Consider the following 15,531-nt stretch of genomic DNA (forward strand, 5'->3'; position numbering starts at 1 on the left):
GTCGAAACCCTTTGCACAAAACGTTTTTGGGCGGTCGCCGTCGGCAGCTGACGCTTGCCTGCCTGCTGTGGGCGGTGGTGGCCGCGGGTCTGCTGACCGGCTGCTCGCACCGGCCACCGGATCGGGTCTCCTACGCCGGCGCATCATGCCCGCAGCCGAACTTCCCCGGTGTGCCGCAATCGGACCTGGGCCCGAACTACACCTGCGGCTATCTGACGGTGCCCGAGAACCGCGACGACCCGAAGAGCCGCACCATCCGGATTCTCGTCGCGCGGGTGAAGGCCGCGGTTGCCACGCCCAAACCCGATCCGATCGTGTTCCTCACCGGTGGGCCCGGCGGTGCTGGGACGCTCAACGCACCCGGGATAGTTGCCGCCGGCATGAACGCCGACCGCGACGTCATCTTCGTCAACCAGCGCGGCACCCTACACAGCGATCCACACCTGAGCTGCCCCGAGATGGATGACTTCGCCTCTCGCAGTTTGCAATTGGCACTTCAGGCACCAGCCACCGCGGATTTGGACGCCGCCGCCGTCGCCGCCTGCCGCAAGCGTCTGGCCGCCGCCGGGGTCGATTTCGCGGCGTACACCTCCCGAGAGAACGCCGCCGATATAGCCGACCTGCGGGAGAAATTGGGCGTCGACCAGTGGAACGTCTACGGCGTCTCCTACGGGACCGATCTGGCCCAGCAACTCCTCCGTGACCACCCCAAGGGCATCCGGTCGATGGTGTTGGATTCCGTGGTCCCACCGCATCTCAATCTCATCGACAACTGGTGGCAGGCACCCGCGAGCGGTCTGGCGACAATCTTTCAAGCCTGCGCGGACCAGCCGCCGTGCGCCGCCGCGTACCCCAACCTGCCGACGCTGTTTTTGGACACCGTCAACAAGCTGAGCCAAACCCCGATCGATGTCACCACGTCGACGCCCACGGGCGAATCGACTCTGGTGAAGATCGACGGTGCCAAGGTGGTGCCGCTCATCCTCGACTGGAGCGCGGACCCTACGAGAGTGGTCGACATTCCGCGGATGATCTTCGCTCTGTCCCGCGGTGACGGCGAACTGGCCGGCGCCGGCATCGCGGCGACGGCCCCGTCCGGGCCCGAGCGCGGGCTGTTGGGCGCCGGGCTGGCACTGGGCACCTACTGTCAGGAAATGACGGACTGGACCACCCCGGACCGGGCCCTGTCCCAGGCTCGCATGGCGATGCCCCAGCTGCCCGATGCGGTCCTGCGGGTCACCCCGACCGGCAGCTGGATCTTCCGGGAATGCGAAGCCTGGGGGCTGGGTCGGTCGGATACCGCGGACACCCTGCCGGTCCTGAGCAAGGTCCCCACCCTGATCCTGTCCGGAGCGTTCGACTCGAGCACCGCGCCGAAGTGGATGCGGGAGGTGACGCCCAGTCTGAGCAACTCACTCGCACTGCGGTTCCCCTGGGTCGGTCACGGCGTGATACCGACTTCGCGCTGTGCGCAGCAGATTACGACGGCCTTCTTCGACAATCCCCGAACCGACGTGGACCAATCGTGCATCGCGAGCACCAAGATGCCGACGTTCAGCCTGCCTGAGGGATGACCGTCGCAATTCCCGCGTCCCTGACGACGCGCTATGAGCGGGCCCGGATCTGGACGGTCGGCACGGATCCGGGGCTGCTGCGGCTTCGGCTGGCGGTGCGCACCACCGCTGCGCTGGGTTGTTCGATGTTGATCATGGTCGCGCTGACGAGCGCGGCCCGGCAACCCCTGACCGTGGCCCTGCTCGGTGCCGTGATCACCATGATCGCGGCCCGCTCGGTCAACGAGCCCGACCCGCGTCAGCAGCGCATCACGATGGCCCTGTTGCCATTGCCGGCGGCGCTGTCCAGCAGCGTCGCAGCGCTGCTCACGCCTTATCAGCTGGCCAGCGACATCGTCTTCGTGGTCGTGGTGTTCATCGCCGTCTACGTTCGGCGTTTCGGCCCGCGGGGGCGCGCGCTGGGCATGGTCGCCTTCATGGCGTACTTCTTCACTCTGTTCCTGCGGGCCGGCGTGCACGAGCTGCCGTGGATGATCGTCGCCGTCGTGGTAGGCACGCTCTGCACGTTCGTCATGACCGCATATGTGCTGCCCGATCGCCCAGAACGGGTGCTGCGGGCCACCATTCGCTCGTTGCGGGCCCGGATGGCCATCGTGGTCGATACCACGGCGGAGGTGTTACGGGCGGGCCGGCTCGACCAGCGCCGTCGTCGCCGGTTCCGGGTACGGATCTCCCGCCTGAACGAGACCGCGCTGATGGTGCAAGACCAGATCGAGGACAAGGCCAACCCGGCCGTTCTATGGCTGGGCGCCGACGGCGAACACCTGACGCCGTGGCTGTTCGATGCCGAACTCGCCGTCGAGTGGGTGGCGATCGCCGGCCAGCGCGCAGCGTTGGCAGAGGGGGAGATATCGACCCCGTCGCGCCTCGCAATGGCCGCGGCGCTCAGTGAATTGGCCTGGGCCATTAGGCTTCCCGATCCCGCGGGACTACGTCGCGCAGCCAGCCAAGCACAGGACGTCATCGATGCACAGCCGTCACCCGGCGATTCCCCCGAGCTTGGCCCAGCGGCCGTTCGTCGCCTGGCCTTGGCAATTATCGCGGCAGCGTCGGCGACTTCGGAAGTCCGGGAAATGATCGAGCGCGCGGCGACCGGTGACGCACCCGAGCGGATCACCGGTGACGACAACGACGGCGACAAGGACGAAGACGGGAACCAACCCGGCCCGGCGCTGCTGCCGACCACTCGGCAAGCCATCCAAGCATCCGTGGCGGCGTCCCTGGCGATCGTCACCGGTGACGCGGTGTCACCGGCCCGTTGGTACTGGGCGGTGATCGCGGCGTTCGTCGTGTTCGCCGGCACCAACACCTGGGGCGACACATTGACCAAAGGCTGGCAACGCCTGTCCGGCACTGTTCTGGGCGTACCCTGCGGCATCCTGGTCGCGACACTGGTCGCGGGTGACCACACCGCGTCGCTGGTGATGATCTTCGTCTGCCTGTTCTGCGCGTTCTACTTCATGCAGGTCACCCAGAGCCTGATGGCGTTCTGGATCACCACTATGCTGGCGCTCCTGTACGGCCTGCTCGGCCAATTCAGTCTCGACGTCCTGCTGTTGCGGATCGAGGAAACCGCCATCGGCGCGGTGATCGGCGTGGCGGTCGCAATTCTGGTGCTGCCCACCAACATTGGGACCACCCTGCGCAATGACACCCGCGAATTCCTAACAGCGCTCGCGGAGCTGATCGCGACCTCGATCGCCGACATGTTCGGTGATGGGTGCCCGGACAGCCCTACCGATCGCGCCCGGCAGCTGGACCGCAAACTGCAACAGATTCGGGCCACCGCCAAGCCGCTGCTGGCTGGAGTCGCCGGCTTAGCCGGTCGCCGCGACGTGCAGCGCAGGCTCAGGTTGTTCGGTGCCTGCGACCGTTACGCCCGGATACTGGCGCGCCGCAGCGAGCAGTCCCGGGACTCAAACGCTCCGCATGATCTCGCGGAGGCCATCAATGCGGCGGCCGACCGGATCCGACTGAACATCGATGCGTTGATCGCGAAGCTCGACGGTGCGCACAGCACGCTCGTGGCCTCCGCTGCCGACGCCCTCGATGCGGCCGAAGCCTTGGCGCGGCAATATGACAGCAACTTCCGTCCGGCCGCACCCGGGCCGGACCCGCGCACACACCCGTCGGTGCTGCATCCGCTGCGCCAGATCGACCGGGCCGTCATCGCCGCGGCAACCCATCTTGACGCGGACGCCGTTATCAGGGGGCCGGCCACACCCTCCTGAGCAGGTCGGCCAGTTCCAAGGCGACTTGGCCCAGCCTCAATTCCACCTCCGGCTGCTGTTCGGGCGGCAGATGCTGGGTTTCGTTCTGCACGATGCTGGTTTGTCGGTTCAGTTGCGCCAGGCGCTCCTGTCGCTGCGCCGGGGTCAAGCTGTCCCAGCTGGCATGCAATTCCGACGTTTGTTGTTGCAGCTCTTGCACTTCGGACCGCGGATCGGCGTGCGCGGGACCTGCCGTTGCCAGCGCGGTGGCGACCAGCACCGCAACTGCTATCGGTGTGATTTTCATGGAGCCTTCTTCTCGGTCGGACCAGTTCTGTCTCAAGGCTGCCGCGCATTTCTTGCGAAACTCTTGCGTCCGCCCCCCGGGGCGTCATTACCATCTTTCATGGCCGCCCCGAATCTGCCGCCGGGTTTCGACTTCACCGACCCCGACATCTATGCCCACCGGATACCGGTCCAGGAGTTCGCCGAGTTACGGGCGACGGCACCGATTTGGTGGAACGAACAGCCGCCCGGTCAGGGCGGGTTCGGTGACGGCGGCTATTGGGTGGTGAGCAAGCACCGAGACGTCCGCGAGGTCTCCCTACGCAGCGACGTCTTCTCCTCGGCCGAGAAGTCCGTCGTGCCGCGCTATCCGGAAGAGGTGGCGCAGGCGCAGATCGAGCTCGGCCGGGCCTCGATGATCATGATGGACGACCCGGAGCACAGCCGGCTGCGCAAGGTCGTCGCGCGCGGGTTCACACCGCGCGCGGTCGAACGGCTGCGGGCCGACCTTACTGAGCGGGCCCGGCAGATCGCCGCGCAGGCGGCGGCGGAGGGGTCTGGGGACTTTGTCCGGCAGGTGGCGTCCGAGTTGCCGCTGCAGGCGATCGCCGGACTCCTCGGCGTGCCGCTGGAAGACCGCGAAAAGCTGTTCGACTGGTCCAACCAGATGATCGGCAGCGATGACCCGGAGTTCGCCGAGCACGATTCGCTGACGTCAGCTGCCGAAATGATGTGGTATGCCATGCAATTGGCCGAACGCAAAGCCAAAGACCCTGGCCCGGACATCGTCACGACGTTGATCCAGCCGGATGCGGAGGGTCACCGGCTGTCTGAGGCCGAGTTCGGCATGTTCGTGGTGACCCTGGCCATCGCGGGCAACGAGACGACCCGCAACTCGATCACACAGGGCATGATGGCCTTCACCGACTACCCCGACCAGTGGGAGTTGTTCAAGGCGCAGCGGCCGGGCACCGCCGCCGACGAAATCATCCGCTGGGCCACCCCGATCACCGCGTTTCAGCGAACCGCTCTGGCAGACACCGAACTTGGCGGTGTACGGATAGAGAAGGGCCAGCGACTGGTGATGTTCTACCGCTCGGCGAACTTCGACGAAGAGGTGTTCGCCGATCCTTTTACGTTCAACATCCTGCGTAGTCCGAACCCGCACGTCGGATTCGGCGGCACCGGAGCGCATTACTGCATTGGCGCCAACCTGGCGCGCATGACGGTCGACCTGATGTTCAACGCGATCGCCGACACGATGCCCGACCTGACGGCAATGGGGGAACCCGAGCGGTTGCGGTCGCCGTTCATCACCGGCATCAAGCATTGGCGGGTGGATTACGGCGGCAAGTGCCCGGTCGCGCACTAGGCGCTAATCGCCGACCGGCGCGTACTTCCGACCACGGCCCGCACGCGCCCACAGCACACCTCCGCTGGCGCTGACACCGTCCGAGATGAGCTCGCGTTTGAGGATCTTGTTCGTCGCGGTTCGCGGCAGCGCCACATTGACGCGTACGTAGCGCGGCCAAGCCTTCGGTGACAAATCGGGCTGCGCGGCCAGGAAATCACCGAACTGCTTGGGCGTCAACGTCGCTCCGCTGTTGAGCACCAGCGCCGCCATCACCTGATCGCCGACGCTTTCGTCGGGGACGGCGTAGACCGCGACGTGGTTGACCGGGGGCAGGCGTTGCAGGATCCGCTCGATGGGACCGGCGGCCAGATTCTCCCCGTCCACCCGCATCCAGTCCGCGGTCCGGCCCGCCAGGTAGATCCAGCCATCGGTGTCGCGGTAAGCCAGATCGCCCGACCAGTACATGCCGCTCCGCATCCGCTCCCGGGTGGCGGCGGGATCGTCGTAATAACCGGTAAAGCCGCCGGCGCCGTAGGTGTTGACCAGTTCGCCGACGGCTTCGTCGAAGTTGATCAGGGCACCATGCATGTCGAAAACCGCTGGCGCGCATTCCGTCCCGGTCTCCGGGTGGTACACACTGACGCCGGGGTAGCCCTTCCCGATCGAACCGCGCGGGGTGCCGTCCTCGCGCATCACGACGACGGCGAACTCACTTGAGCCGAAGCTGTCCACCACCTGGCAGCCGAACCGTCGGGCGAAGTCGTCGATATCTCGCTCGGTGGCCTCGTTGCCGAACGCAGCACGCAAGGTGTTGTCGGTATCATCGGGTCGTTCCGGGGTGGCCAGGACGAGCGCCAGCGGCTTGCCGACGTAATTCAGGTACGTCACACCGTAGCGGCGGATGTCAGAGAGGAACCGCGACGGCGAGAACTTCGCCGGCACCATCGTCGCGCCCGCCGAGATGGCCACCGCCCAGCCGGCCGCGATCCCATTGGAGTGGAACAGCGGCATCGCCAGATAGCAGGTATCGGCGGGGCTGAGGTCGAAGCGCTGCACCAGACTCGCCCCGCACAACACCGCCATCGCGTGGGCGAACCGCACCGCCTTGGGGTCACCGCTGGTGCCGGAGGTGAAGATCATGGTGACCGGGTCCGCTCCGGCGGCCTCGCGCGCCACCAAGGAGCCCGCCGCCGCCACCGCGTCGCGGTAAGCCTGGCCGTCGACGTCCAGAACCGGGATGCCGCGCAGGTCGAGGTCCTCGAGCAACCCAATGTGCTCGGTGTCGGCGAGCACCAATTGGCAGTCCGCTCTTCGGATGTCGGCGGCCAGACCGGCGCCCCGGCGGGTGGTGTTGATTCCGCACAGCACATAGCCGCCCAGTGCGGCCGCCGCCAGGGAGCGCAGCATCGCCGGCGAATTGCCTAGCAGGGCACCGACATGCAGTGGCTGCGCCGGCTCGATGACGGACAGCAGCACCGATGCTTCCGCCGCCGCCTCGCGGAGGTGTTCGCGCCATGTCCAGGTCTGGTCACCGTGCCGCACGGCGACGGTGTCGTCCTCCGCACGAGAGCGCAGCAGCTGCTGAACCGTCTCAAACATCGGCCGGCCGATACCGCAGCAGGGTGATGTCATCGACGTCGCAGAACACCGGCACCACCCGCATGCCGATGCGGATGTCGTCGGGTTCGACGTCCACCAGTTCGGTGCTGACTCGCGGGCCGGCGTCCCATTCGACGACGGCCGGCAGCTGCGGCAGGTGATCCGACCACGGCGGTCCGGTAGGGCGCCGCGCGACGGTGTAGGTGTACAAGGTTCCGGCGCCGTCGATTTCGCGCCACTCCAAGTCGTCGGCGAGGGTTCCCGGCGTCAGCGTCCGCGGATAAAAGACGTACCTCCCCGCCGACGGCGAATACTGGATCAGAATCCGGTGTTCGCGCAGCGCATCCCAGAACGGCTGGGATACCGGCGTCGGCTCGGGCAGCGGGCGTTGATCGATCATGTCAGTCACCCCCCAACACCAGGGCCACTTGTTCGCTCATGATGCCGCCGGTGCCGCTGACGAACGCGGTGTCGCACTCACGGACCTGTGCGTCACCTGCGCGGCCCATGATCTGGCGGGCAGCGTCGACCACGTGGTGCATGCCCCCGGCCATCCCCGCCTGGCCGTAGGAGAGCTGCCCGCCGGCGGTGTTCAGTGGGAAGTCACCCCGAAACGTCAGGTCACGCTGGGTCAACCACGACATGCCCATGCCTTTTCCGCAGAACCCCGCGTCTTCCAACGTCATCAGCACGGTGATGGTGTAGCAGTCATAGATCGACGCGACATCCACATCGGATCTATCCAAACCCGACATCGCGAACGCCGTGTCGGCGGCGCGGGCGATCGGCGTGTGCAACAGGTCGTCGGCATAGGTGGGGGTCTTGAACCGGATATGTTCACCGAATCCCTTGATCCAGACGGGTCGATGACGGCCACGTCGCGCAACATCGCCGTTGCCGATCAGGACAGCGGTGCCGCCTTGCACCCGCATCACCGTCTCCAGCATGTGGATGGGGTCGGCGATGACCGGGCTGTTCAGCACGTCGTCGACGGTGATCGATCTGCCGTGGAACACCGCACCGGGGTGAGCGCAGGCGTTGACACGTTGTTGGACCGCGATGCTTGCCAAAGCCGCTGCGTCGTAGCCGTATTCAGCCGCATAGCACTGCGCGATCTGGGCGTAGGGCGCGTTCTGACCGACATTGCCGTAGGGAATCTCGAACTCGGCCTGCGGTGAACCGTAATTGTTGCTGGACGCCCCGTACCAACCCAGCGTGCGTGCGGGCCGCCCCGCGGAGCGCGGGATTTCCAGTGATCCGGGCACGACCGCCAGCACGGCGGCACAGATCCCGAGTTCAATAGCGGCTGCCGCCCGCCACACCATGCCGGCGGCGGTGGCCCCGCCCAGGTCCACCCGGTCACCGAAGTCCAATGGTATGCCCAGGTATTCAGACAGCGTGGCCGGTGCGAACATGTCGGATTCCGCGATGCCGTGGGTCGACAAGCCGTTCACCACCGACGGATCCACGCCGGCATCCTCGATCACCAGTTTGGCGAGCAGGGCGTACTGATCGAGGGTGAACGATGGCGGTCGGCTCTGACGCCGTTCGGCCGGCAGTTCCGCGATGCCGATGATGGCGGCCTCACCGCGCAGGCCGGTCACGACGTGTCCCGACGGGGCAGTACGACGGTGGCGGTGCCGGGCATCAACACGTCCGCGCCCCGACGGCAGAAGATGTCCAGGTCGACAAGATCCGGTGCGCGTTTGCCAGTAACCACGCCGCCGAAGGTGAGTTCCTGGTCTGGGTAGGCGATTGCGCGGTTCTGCACCGAAAATCTCACCAGCCGCCCTGCGCCGCCGATCCAATCGGTGAGCGCCCGGGACAACAGCGCGGCCTGCAGCGGACCCTGCACCAGCACGTTGTCATAACCCTCCACATCCCGCGCCCAGTCCTTGTCGTAGTGAATGCGGTGCCCGTTATAAGTTGCGGCGCTGAAGAAGAACATCTGCGTCTCGGTCACGGTGACGGTCAAAGGTGGCACCGCATCGCCATTTTCGACGGCTTCGAAGAACACTTGTCCGGTCATGCGGGCCTGGCAATCATGGACGTGGTTGCTTCGGCGACCAAATCGCGGTGTTGGTTGCGGTATTCGCCGCGCCAGGTCACCAGCACGAATCGCCCCGAACGGCCTTGCTTCTCCACGATCGACTCGACCGTACGCACCATCTCGATCTGGTCGCGGTGGTAAGCGGGAAGATGGAATGTGGTGCTCTCGCCACCGGCCATGCGCCGCGGAGCCCGGGGAAAGGCGAGGCTGCCGGTCGCCGCCCCGGACGATCCGTCGGGCCGTAGATCGCGTAACGCGCTGACGCCGAGGATCGCGTATTGCAGGAACAGCGGCGGGCAGATGATGTCGCGATACCCGTGCGCCCGGGCATAGTCCGGGTCGAACCACAGCGGGTTGTGGTCGTCGACCGCTGCGGCCCACCGCTGCCAGTCGCGCTGATTCACCTCGCCGGCGGCGGTCGCGACGACGGTGCCGACGCGGGCCGCGGAGTCGGGATCTATCAAGCTCTCGGTGCTCATTGTCCGCCGCTCCAATCCATCTCTGCGTCAAGCCATTTGGCCGCGACATCGGCGCCACCACCCAGAGTGGCCAGTACGCGGGCCCGCTCGGAGAACAGGTGCAGATCGGTGTCCACCACGTAGCCCATGCCGCCGTGCAACTGGTGGGCGTCCAGGGTGATCTGCTTGACCGCCGCGGCGTGCATCCTGGCGATGGCGGTCTCCCGGGTGGCGGTCTCGCCCCGGCCGAGCCAGAACGCTGCCGAATGCGCCGCAAGCCGGGCAGCAGACAGCGCGATGTGCATATCGGCCACCAGGTGCTGGACGGCCTGAAAGGAGGCGATCGGCCTGCCGAACTGCTCCCGCATCTTGGTGTAATCGACGGTGCGTTGCAGCACCGCTTCGCCCACCCCCACCAGATCCAGGCAGAGCAGCGCGGACGCCGCGTTCGCCACCCGTCGCATGGCCCGTTCGGCCAGTCCCGCTCGGCCGCCCAGGACGCGGCGGGCATCGTCGACCAGCACGTCGTCGAAGGTGATTGTGAATGCGTGGTGTCCGCCCATCAGGGCGAGCGGACGGACGGCCACCGCCGCGACCGGGACCACGAAACCCATTGTTTGGCCATCACTTTGAGCGGCTGTGACGATCAGGTCGGCGGTGTCCGCGTCGGGGACGAAGTCGGCGACCCCGCTCAGTAGCCAACCGTCGGCCGCCCTGACGGCCCGCACCGTGGGGGTGAGCGCCGCGGCGTCGCGCGGATTCCACAGCGCGGCGGTGCCGCGCGCTGTCCCGGCAACCAGGGCGGGCAGCCAGACCTGCCGCGCCTCCGGCCCGCCCAGCCAGTCGATGGCAAGCACCGCCTGCAGGGTGCTGTGCACCGTCAACGGACACCGCGCCCGGCCGGCTTCGAGGCAGAAGACAGCGAGGTCGGTCAACTCGCCGCCCGATCCGCCGTATGGCTCTTCGATGGTCAACCCGAGCACTCCCGATTTGGCGAGCGTCTGCCACCACGCCGGCGCGGAGTGGTCTTCGGCCAGCAGGCTTCGGCACACGGCGGCGAGGTCGTGCTGGTCCCGGGTAGGTAACAGTCGCATCCGGTCACCGCCCGTAGGACGGCATGCCGTGCCCGCGCTGGGCGATCACATCCCGCAACACTTCGTTGGTCCCGCCACCGAAGCGCATCAGCGGTGACACGCGGTAAAGACGTTCGAAGAAGCCGCCCAGTGGCGCCCCGGTACTGCGATGCGCCAACAAACCGTCTGGCCCCAGCAGATCAATCGCCAAATCCGCTATGCGCTGGCGCAATTCGCTGGTAAAGATCTTTTCGACACTGACCTCGATCGACGGGATGCGTCCGCTGTCCAGGATCGACGCCGCTTCGTATCCCATCAGTCTCGCGGCCTCGACGTCGGCCTCCGCTTGGGCAAGCCGCCGCCGAAAGACGGTGTCATGCGCGGGCACCGTCCCGTCCCGGCGCGGCCTGGCGGCCAGCGTCAGCAGGTCGTCGAGCGCGCGCCGCAGATCACCCGCGTTGGTCAGCGCTCCGCGCTCCAGGTCGAGGGCGCCGGTGATATATGTCCAACCCTTGTTCACCTCGCCAATGAGGTTGCCCACCGGCACCCGCACGTCGTCGAAGAAGGTCTCGTTGGTGCGGTAGCCCGACCAGGCGTACAGCGGGCGGATCTCGATGCCGGGAGCGTCGATCGGCACCATGATCACCGAGATGCCCCGATGACGCGCCGCCTCCGGATCGGTCCGCACACACAGCCACTCGTGGGTGCAGCGCTGCGCGCCGCTGTTCCAGATCTTGGATCCGGTGATCACCCACTCGTCGCCGTCGCGCACCGCGCGGGTGCGCAGACTGGCCAGGTCGGTGCCGGCATTCGGCTCGGAATAGCCCACCGCGCAGACGACCTCGCCCCTGGCGATGGGCGGTAGGAATTCCTTTTTGTTCTGTTCGGTGCCGTGCCGCATGATCATCGGCGCTACTGAGGTGACCGTGAGATCCGGACCGGGGACACCCCAGTACTCGAACTCGCTCATCAACAGGTGCTGGTGCATGGCGGTCAGTCCGAGACCACCGTACTCACGTGGCCAGTTCAGCCCGAACCAGCCCCGCTCCCCGATTTTGCGGCGAAATGACGCGAGCTCGCCGCCCTGAAACTCGAGATCGTGCTCGGCCATCTCCGCCCGCAGCGCGGGCGTGACGTTGTCCCGGAGGAACTGGCGCACCTCGGCCAGCCAGGCCCGTTGCTCGTCGTCGAGCGCGAAGTCCACACCGCGACAGTAGTACTAGGTCGCCTGATGCGCGGCCGGGCACGCAACGGATTGTGTCGGGGGCGGCATATTTCTGATCGCCCGGACTTTGACCCGGGCGCCGCGATGCGGAATGAAGATGACGTGCTTGAGCTTCTGTCGTTCGCCGGGAGCCGTCGTGGTCTCGAAGTCGGCGCGGCGCAGGATCTCCCGTAACACCACCCGCATCTCGACCATCGCGAAAGTGGCGCCCAGGCAACGGCGATTGCCGCCGCCGAACGGAAGCCAGGTGGTGGGGGTCAGCGTCGCGCCGATCATCCGATCGGGGTCGAAGCGGTCTGGGTCGGGATAAACCTCGGGGCTGGCGTGCACCAGACCCATGCCGGGGGCCACCATGGTGCCCGCGGGTAACCGGTAACCGGCCAGCTCGACCGGCTCGGTCAGAATCCGGCCCACGTCGAACACCACCGGCCGGATCCGCAGCGTCTCCTTGGCCACCGCGTCGAGGTACTCGTCGCCGGCCGGATCTCCCTCGGCGCTCGCGTGCGCCGCACGCACCGCCTTGGCCAGCACCGCCGGGTGTCGGGTGAGCCGCTCCAGCGCCCAAGACAGTGCGGTGGCCGTGGTGTCGTGTCCGGCCACCAAGAGGGTGAGCAGCTGATCCCGCAATTCGCGGTCGGTCATCGGCTGGTCGGCACGCACCAGCATGGCCAGCGTGTCGGTGCGCCGGGCCAGCTCCGGGTCCGCGCGGCGGTCGGCGATCTCGGCGTAGAGCAGCTCGTCGGCGGCGGCGATGCGTCGTCGCAGCGCCCGCCAGGGGCGCCGCTGCAGCAGCTTCGGGTTGGCGATCGCGAGGGTTTCCCACGGCCCGACCTTGAGCAGCTGCGGCATGATCTCGCGTAGCGCCGCCAACCGCGCCGGGTCGGTGGCGCCGATCACCGTCCGCAGGATCACCTCCAACGTGATCTCAGACATTCTGGGCGACAGAGCAAATGGCGTACCTACCGGCCAGCCGGCAACGTTGGCCGCGGCGATCTCGGCCATCACCGCGGCCTGTCGCCCGACAGCGTCGCGGTGAAAGGGCGGCAGCATCAGCCGGCGCCGGTCGCGATGCACGTCTTCGTCGATCACCAGTAGCGAACTGTCTCCCAGTAGCCCGGCCAGCATCTTGTTCGCTTCCCCGGCGTGATAAACGCGGGGATCACCGGCGAACACCGTCTTTATGTCGGCCGGGTCACCCAGATAGACCATGTTGCCGAGGAACGCGATGCGCAGCGCGAACACGCTGCCGTAGCGGCGCCGGCAGGCCGCCACGGCCTTCGCTCCGTGGCCCATCATCAGCGCGGCCAGCACCCAGCCGGGCAGTCGCGGCCCCGGGGGCAGCGCTGCAGCTGTGTCTGCGGGCATGACTCGATCGTCGACGTCCGGGGTCACCGGGTCAACTCTTCCCTTGGCGCGAACGTGCGTAGCGGTACAGCGACACGCCGACAACCGTGGCATTCCGCGCACCCTCGCGGCGGCCCTCGATACGTCAACACCCGACCATACGGACGCGCATTTCCGTATGCCGACGTCACCTCCGTCCGCTTGAGGTCGTTGACACTGCCAGGCACTGGCCATACATTCGTGGCAGCTTCGTCTGCATAGGAGGCCCCGATGGCAGTCGGGATCGCGCCCATGAACATCTTCGATGCCGATCTGCCGACGCTCGCCTATGACCCCGAAGAGACCCCGGCAGCCATCTATCCGCGCATCCAGTCGGCGCAACAGCAAGCGCCGGTCGCCCTGGGCCCGTTCGGACCGGAGGTGCTTTCGTACCATTTGGTCCGATCTGTGTTGCGCGACAACCGGTTTCAGATTCCGCCGGGCTTGAATCTGGTGGTGCAGGGGATCACTTCGGGACCGCTGTGGGACAAGGTGATGAACAGCCTGCTGTGCCTGGAGGGCGATGCCCATCATCGGTTGCGCAGCCTGACGTCGAAGGCGTTCACACCGCGCGCCACCCTGCGCCTGCACGACACGATGGTCGCCATGATGAACGAGTTGATCGACGGCGTCGCCGACGCCGGCGGCTGTGACGTCGTCACGGACCTCGCGCGCCCCTACCCAGTCCCGATCATCTGCGCGTTGCTGGGTGCCCCTCGTGAGGATTGGCAACGGTTCTCGCGCTGGGCCGACGCGATCTTCAAGGCCTTCAGCTTCATCGCCGGTGTCGCCGAGATCGAGCCGGCCGTCATGCGGGCGTGGGGTGAGCTCGACGACTATGTCGACGAGATGGTGGCCCGACGTCGGCACAGTCTCACCGACGACTTGCTTTCCGACCTGATCCGGGCCGAGGACGACGGTGACCGCTTGAGCCAGGCCGAACTGCGCATGCTCGCCGGCGGTTTGCTGTTGGCCGGTACCGACACCACCCGCAATCAACTGGCCGCCTCGGTGCAGGTGCTGTGCGAGAACCCGGAGCAGTGGGAATTACTGCGGCGGCGCCCCGAACTGGCAATGGCCGCGGTCGAAGAGACAATGCGCCACTCGCCGATAGCGTGTGGAACCCTACGCCTGGTGGTCGAGGACGCCGAGCTCGACGGTTACCTCTTCCCCGCCGGCACCATGGTGCTGGCGAATACCGCGGCGGCCAACCGGGATCCGGCGATATATGACGAGCCGGAGCGGGTCGACATCACCCGGCAAGGGAGCCCGGCAATCCTGACGTTCGGCGGCGGCATCCACTACTGCCTGGGCGCCAATCTGGCCCGACGCGAGCTCGCAGAGGCACTCACGGTGCTCACTGGACGGATTCGGAATCCGCGAATCGCAGGGCCTGCGCCGTGGAAGCCGATGGTCAGTTTGAGCGGCCCGATCAGCCTGCCGATCGAGTTCGATTAGTAAGGGGCCCTCAACCGATCGAGACTATCTGGTCGATTGAGTCCCTGGGCAGGTCACCATCGACGATCGCGGTAACCGTCATGCGGTCCAACGTGATCGCACCGCGGTGGTTGGTCAGGAATGCGATGTCGGCGGCATCGCGCCCGGTCGCGATACGCACCAGTGACTGCCGCGGCGCCAACAAAGTGCCGTCCACGGCCTGCCAGCCGCCCTCGACAAACGCCTCGGCGACGGCGTGAAAATCCATGGGACACAATCCCGGTGCGTAAACCGATACCACACGTGCCGGCACAAAGACCGCGCGCAGTAGCGCGACCACCAGGTGCGCAAAGTCGCGGCAAACTCCGGCGCCGGAGAGCAGGGTCTCCACCGCACCGTCGATCGGATCACTCGAACCAGGCACATAATTGAGCCGGGTGCCCACCCAGAGAGAGACCCTCTCCAGCAGCGCCGCCGAATCCAAGAAGCTGCCGAATTCGGTCGCTGCGAAGCCGTACAACTTGTCCGCCTCGGCATAACGGCTCGGACGTAGGTACATCGATAGGTCGTGCTCAGTCACTGGTGCCGGGTCAGTCCGTCCAAGGATCGTCGCTTCGTACCCAACCGACAGCCGCCCTTGGGCCACGTCCAACAGATGGATCCGGTTACCGTGCATGCCGCTGATCTCGCGCGCCTGCACGGGAGATCCGTCCAACTCGAACGATAGGCACTCCGTCACGTCAGCATTCGGATGCGGCGCGACGGCGATCTGAAACTCCAGCGTGGTCGCTTCGATGACGTCGACCTCGAGTGCGGCCGCGACTTCACGCTTCATGCTGCTCGCCTGTCAAGAACATGGCGGCGTGTGCAGGTCCGGTACGCG

14 protein-coding genes are annotated in these 15,531 nt (G+C 66.7%); 4 read left to right on the forward strand and 10 right to left on the reverse strand.

Annotated elements, in window-relative coordinates:
- Positions 1 to 26 precede the first annotated feature (26 nt).
- Together A5645_RS20040 and A5645_RS20045 are read left to right on the forward strand one after the other, a co-directional pair.
- On the forward strand, positions 27 to 1,574 hold the full coding sequence (locus A5645_RS20040) for an alpha/beta fold hydrolase (protein WP_253867074.1): 1,548 nt from the start codon (positions 27 to 29) through the stop codon (positions 1,572 to 1,574).
- Positions 1,571 to 3,805, forward strand: a complete 2,235-nt coding sequence (locus tag A5645_RS20045) for an FUSC family protein (protein WP_065130764.1) — start codon at positions 1,571 to 1,573, stop codon at positions 3,803 to 3,805. Before A5645_RS20040 ends, A5645_RS20045 begins: the two co-directional genes overlap by 4 nt.
- Here the strand turns inward: A5645_RS20045 and A5645_RS20050 are convergent.
- Positions 3,780 to 4,091, reverse strand: coding sequence for a hypothetical protein (locus A5645_RS20050; RefSeq protein ID WP_065035432.1), 312 nt, complete (start codon positions 4,089 to 4,091; stop codon positions 3,780 to 3,782). The two genes, A5645_RS20045 and A5645_RS20050, sit on opposite strands and share 26 nt — an antisense overlap.
- Positions 4,092 to 4,190: 99 nt before the next feature.
- On the opposite strand from A5645_RS20050, the gene A5645_RS20055 reads away from it, so the two are divergent.
- Entirely contained in the window at positions 4,191 to 5,441 is a 1,251-nt protein-coding gene (locus A5645_RS20055) for a cytochrome P450 (RefSeq protein ID WP_065130765.1), read from the forward strand.
- A 3-nt stretch (positions 5,442 to 5,444) separates the two neighbouring features.
- Here A5645_RS20055 and fadD1 read toward each other — a convergent pair whose 3' ends face one another.
- From fadD1 to A5645_RS20095, 8 genes are read right to left on the reverse strand one after another with little or no spacing between them, the layout of a single operon-like run.
- On the reverse strand, positions 5,445 to 7,022 hold the full coding sequence (gene fadD1 / locus A5645_RS20060) for a fatty-acid--CoA ligase FadD1 (protein ID WP_065130766.1): 1,578 nt from the start codon (positions 7,020 to 7,022) through the stop codon (positions 5,445 to 5,447).
- A complete protein-coding gene (locus A5645_RS20065) occupies positions 7,015 to 7,419 on the reverse strand; it encodes a Zn-ribbon domain-containing OB-fold protein (protein WP_172830575.1) in 405 nt (134 codons plus the stop codon). Before A5645_RS20065 ends, fadD1 begins: the two co-directional genes overlap by 8 nt.
- Before the next feature lie 4 nt (positions 7,420 to 7,423).
- Positions 7,424 to 8,626, reverse strand: coding sequence for a thiolase family protein (locus A5645_RS20070; RefSeq protein ID WP_065130768.1), 1,203 nt, complete (start codon positions 8,624 to 8,626; stop codon positions 7,424 to 7,426).
- A complete protein-coding gene (locus A5645_RS20075) occupies positions 8,623 to 9,051 on the reverse strand; it encodes a MaoC/PaaZ C-terminal domain-containing protein (RefSeq protein WP_065130769.1) in 429 nt (142 codons plus the stop codon). Before A5645_RS20075 ends, A5645_RS20070 begins: the two co-directional genes overlap by 4 nt.
- Positions 9,048 to 9,551 carry a MaoC family dehydratase gene (locus tag A5645_RS20080; RefSeq protein ID WP_065035426.1) on the reverse strand — a complete coding sequence of 168 codons (504 nt, stop codon included), beginning with the start codon at positions 9,549 to 9,551 and terminating at the stop codon, positions 9,048 to 9,050. Before A5645_RS20080 ends, A5645_RS20075 begins: the two co-directional genes overlap by 4 nt.
- Positions 9,548 to 10,624, reverse strand: a complete 1,077-nt coding sequence (locus tag A5645_RS20085; RefSeq protein WP_065130770.1) for an acyl-CoA dehydrogenase family protein — start codon at positions 10,622 to 10,624, stop codon at positions 9,548 to 9,550. Before A5645_RS20085 ends, A5645_RS20080 begins: the two co-directional genes overlap by 4 nt.
- Before the next feature lie 4 nt (positions 10,625 to 10,628).
- Positions 10,629 to 11,807 carry an acyl-CoA dehydrogenase family protein gene (locus A5645_RS20090; RefSeq protein ID WP_065130771.1) on the reverse strand — a complete coding sequence of 393 codons (1,179 nt, stop codon included), beginning with the start codon at positions 11,805 to 11,807 and terminating at the stop codon, positions 10,629 to 10,631.
- 15 nt (positions 11,808 to 11,822) lie between these two features.
- The gene (locus A5645_RS20095; RefSeq protein ID WP_065130913.1) at positions 11,823 to 13,193 is read right to left on the reverse strand and encodes a cytochrome P450; all 1,371 of its coding nucleotides are present in this window, start codon (positions 13,191 to 13,193) and stop codon (positions 11,823 to 11,825) included.
- Positions 13,194 to 13,442: 249 nt separating this feature from the next.
- On the opposite strand from A5645_RS20095, the gene A5645_RS20100 reads away from it, so the two are divergent.
- On the forward strand, positions 13,443 to 14,669 hold the full coding sequence (locus tag A5645_RS20100; RefSeq protein ID WP_065130772.1) for a cytochrome P450: 1,227 nt from the start codon (positions 13,443 to 13,445) through the stop codon (positions 14,667 to 14,669).
- Between the two features lie 10 nt (positions 14,670 to 14,679).
- Here A5645_RS20100 and A5645_RS20105 read toward each other — a convergent pair whose 3' ends face one another.
- Positions 14,680 to 15,483: a transglutaminase-like domain-containing protein gene (locus tag A5645_RS20105; protein WP_065130773.1), complete on the reverse strand. Its 804-nt coding sequence runs from the start codon at positions 15,481 to 15,483 to the stop codon at positions 14,680 to 14,682.
- Between the last annotated feature and the right edge of the window lie 48 nt (positions 15,484 to 15,531).

This window comes from Mycobacterium asiaticum, from assembly GCF_001673635.1.
GTDB lineage: Bacteria > Actinomycetota > Actinomycetes > Mycobacteriales > Mycobacteriaceae > Mycobacterium > Mycobacterium asiaticum_C.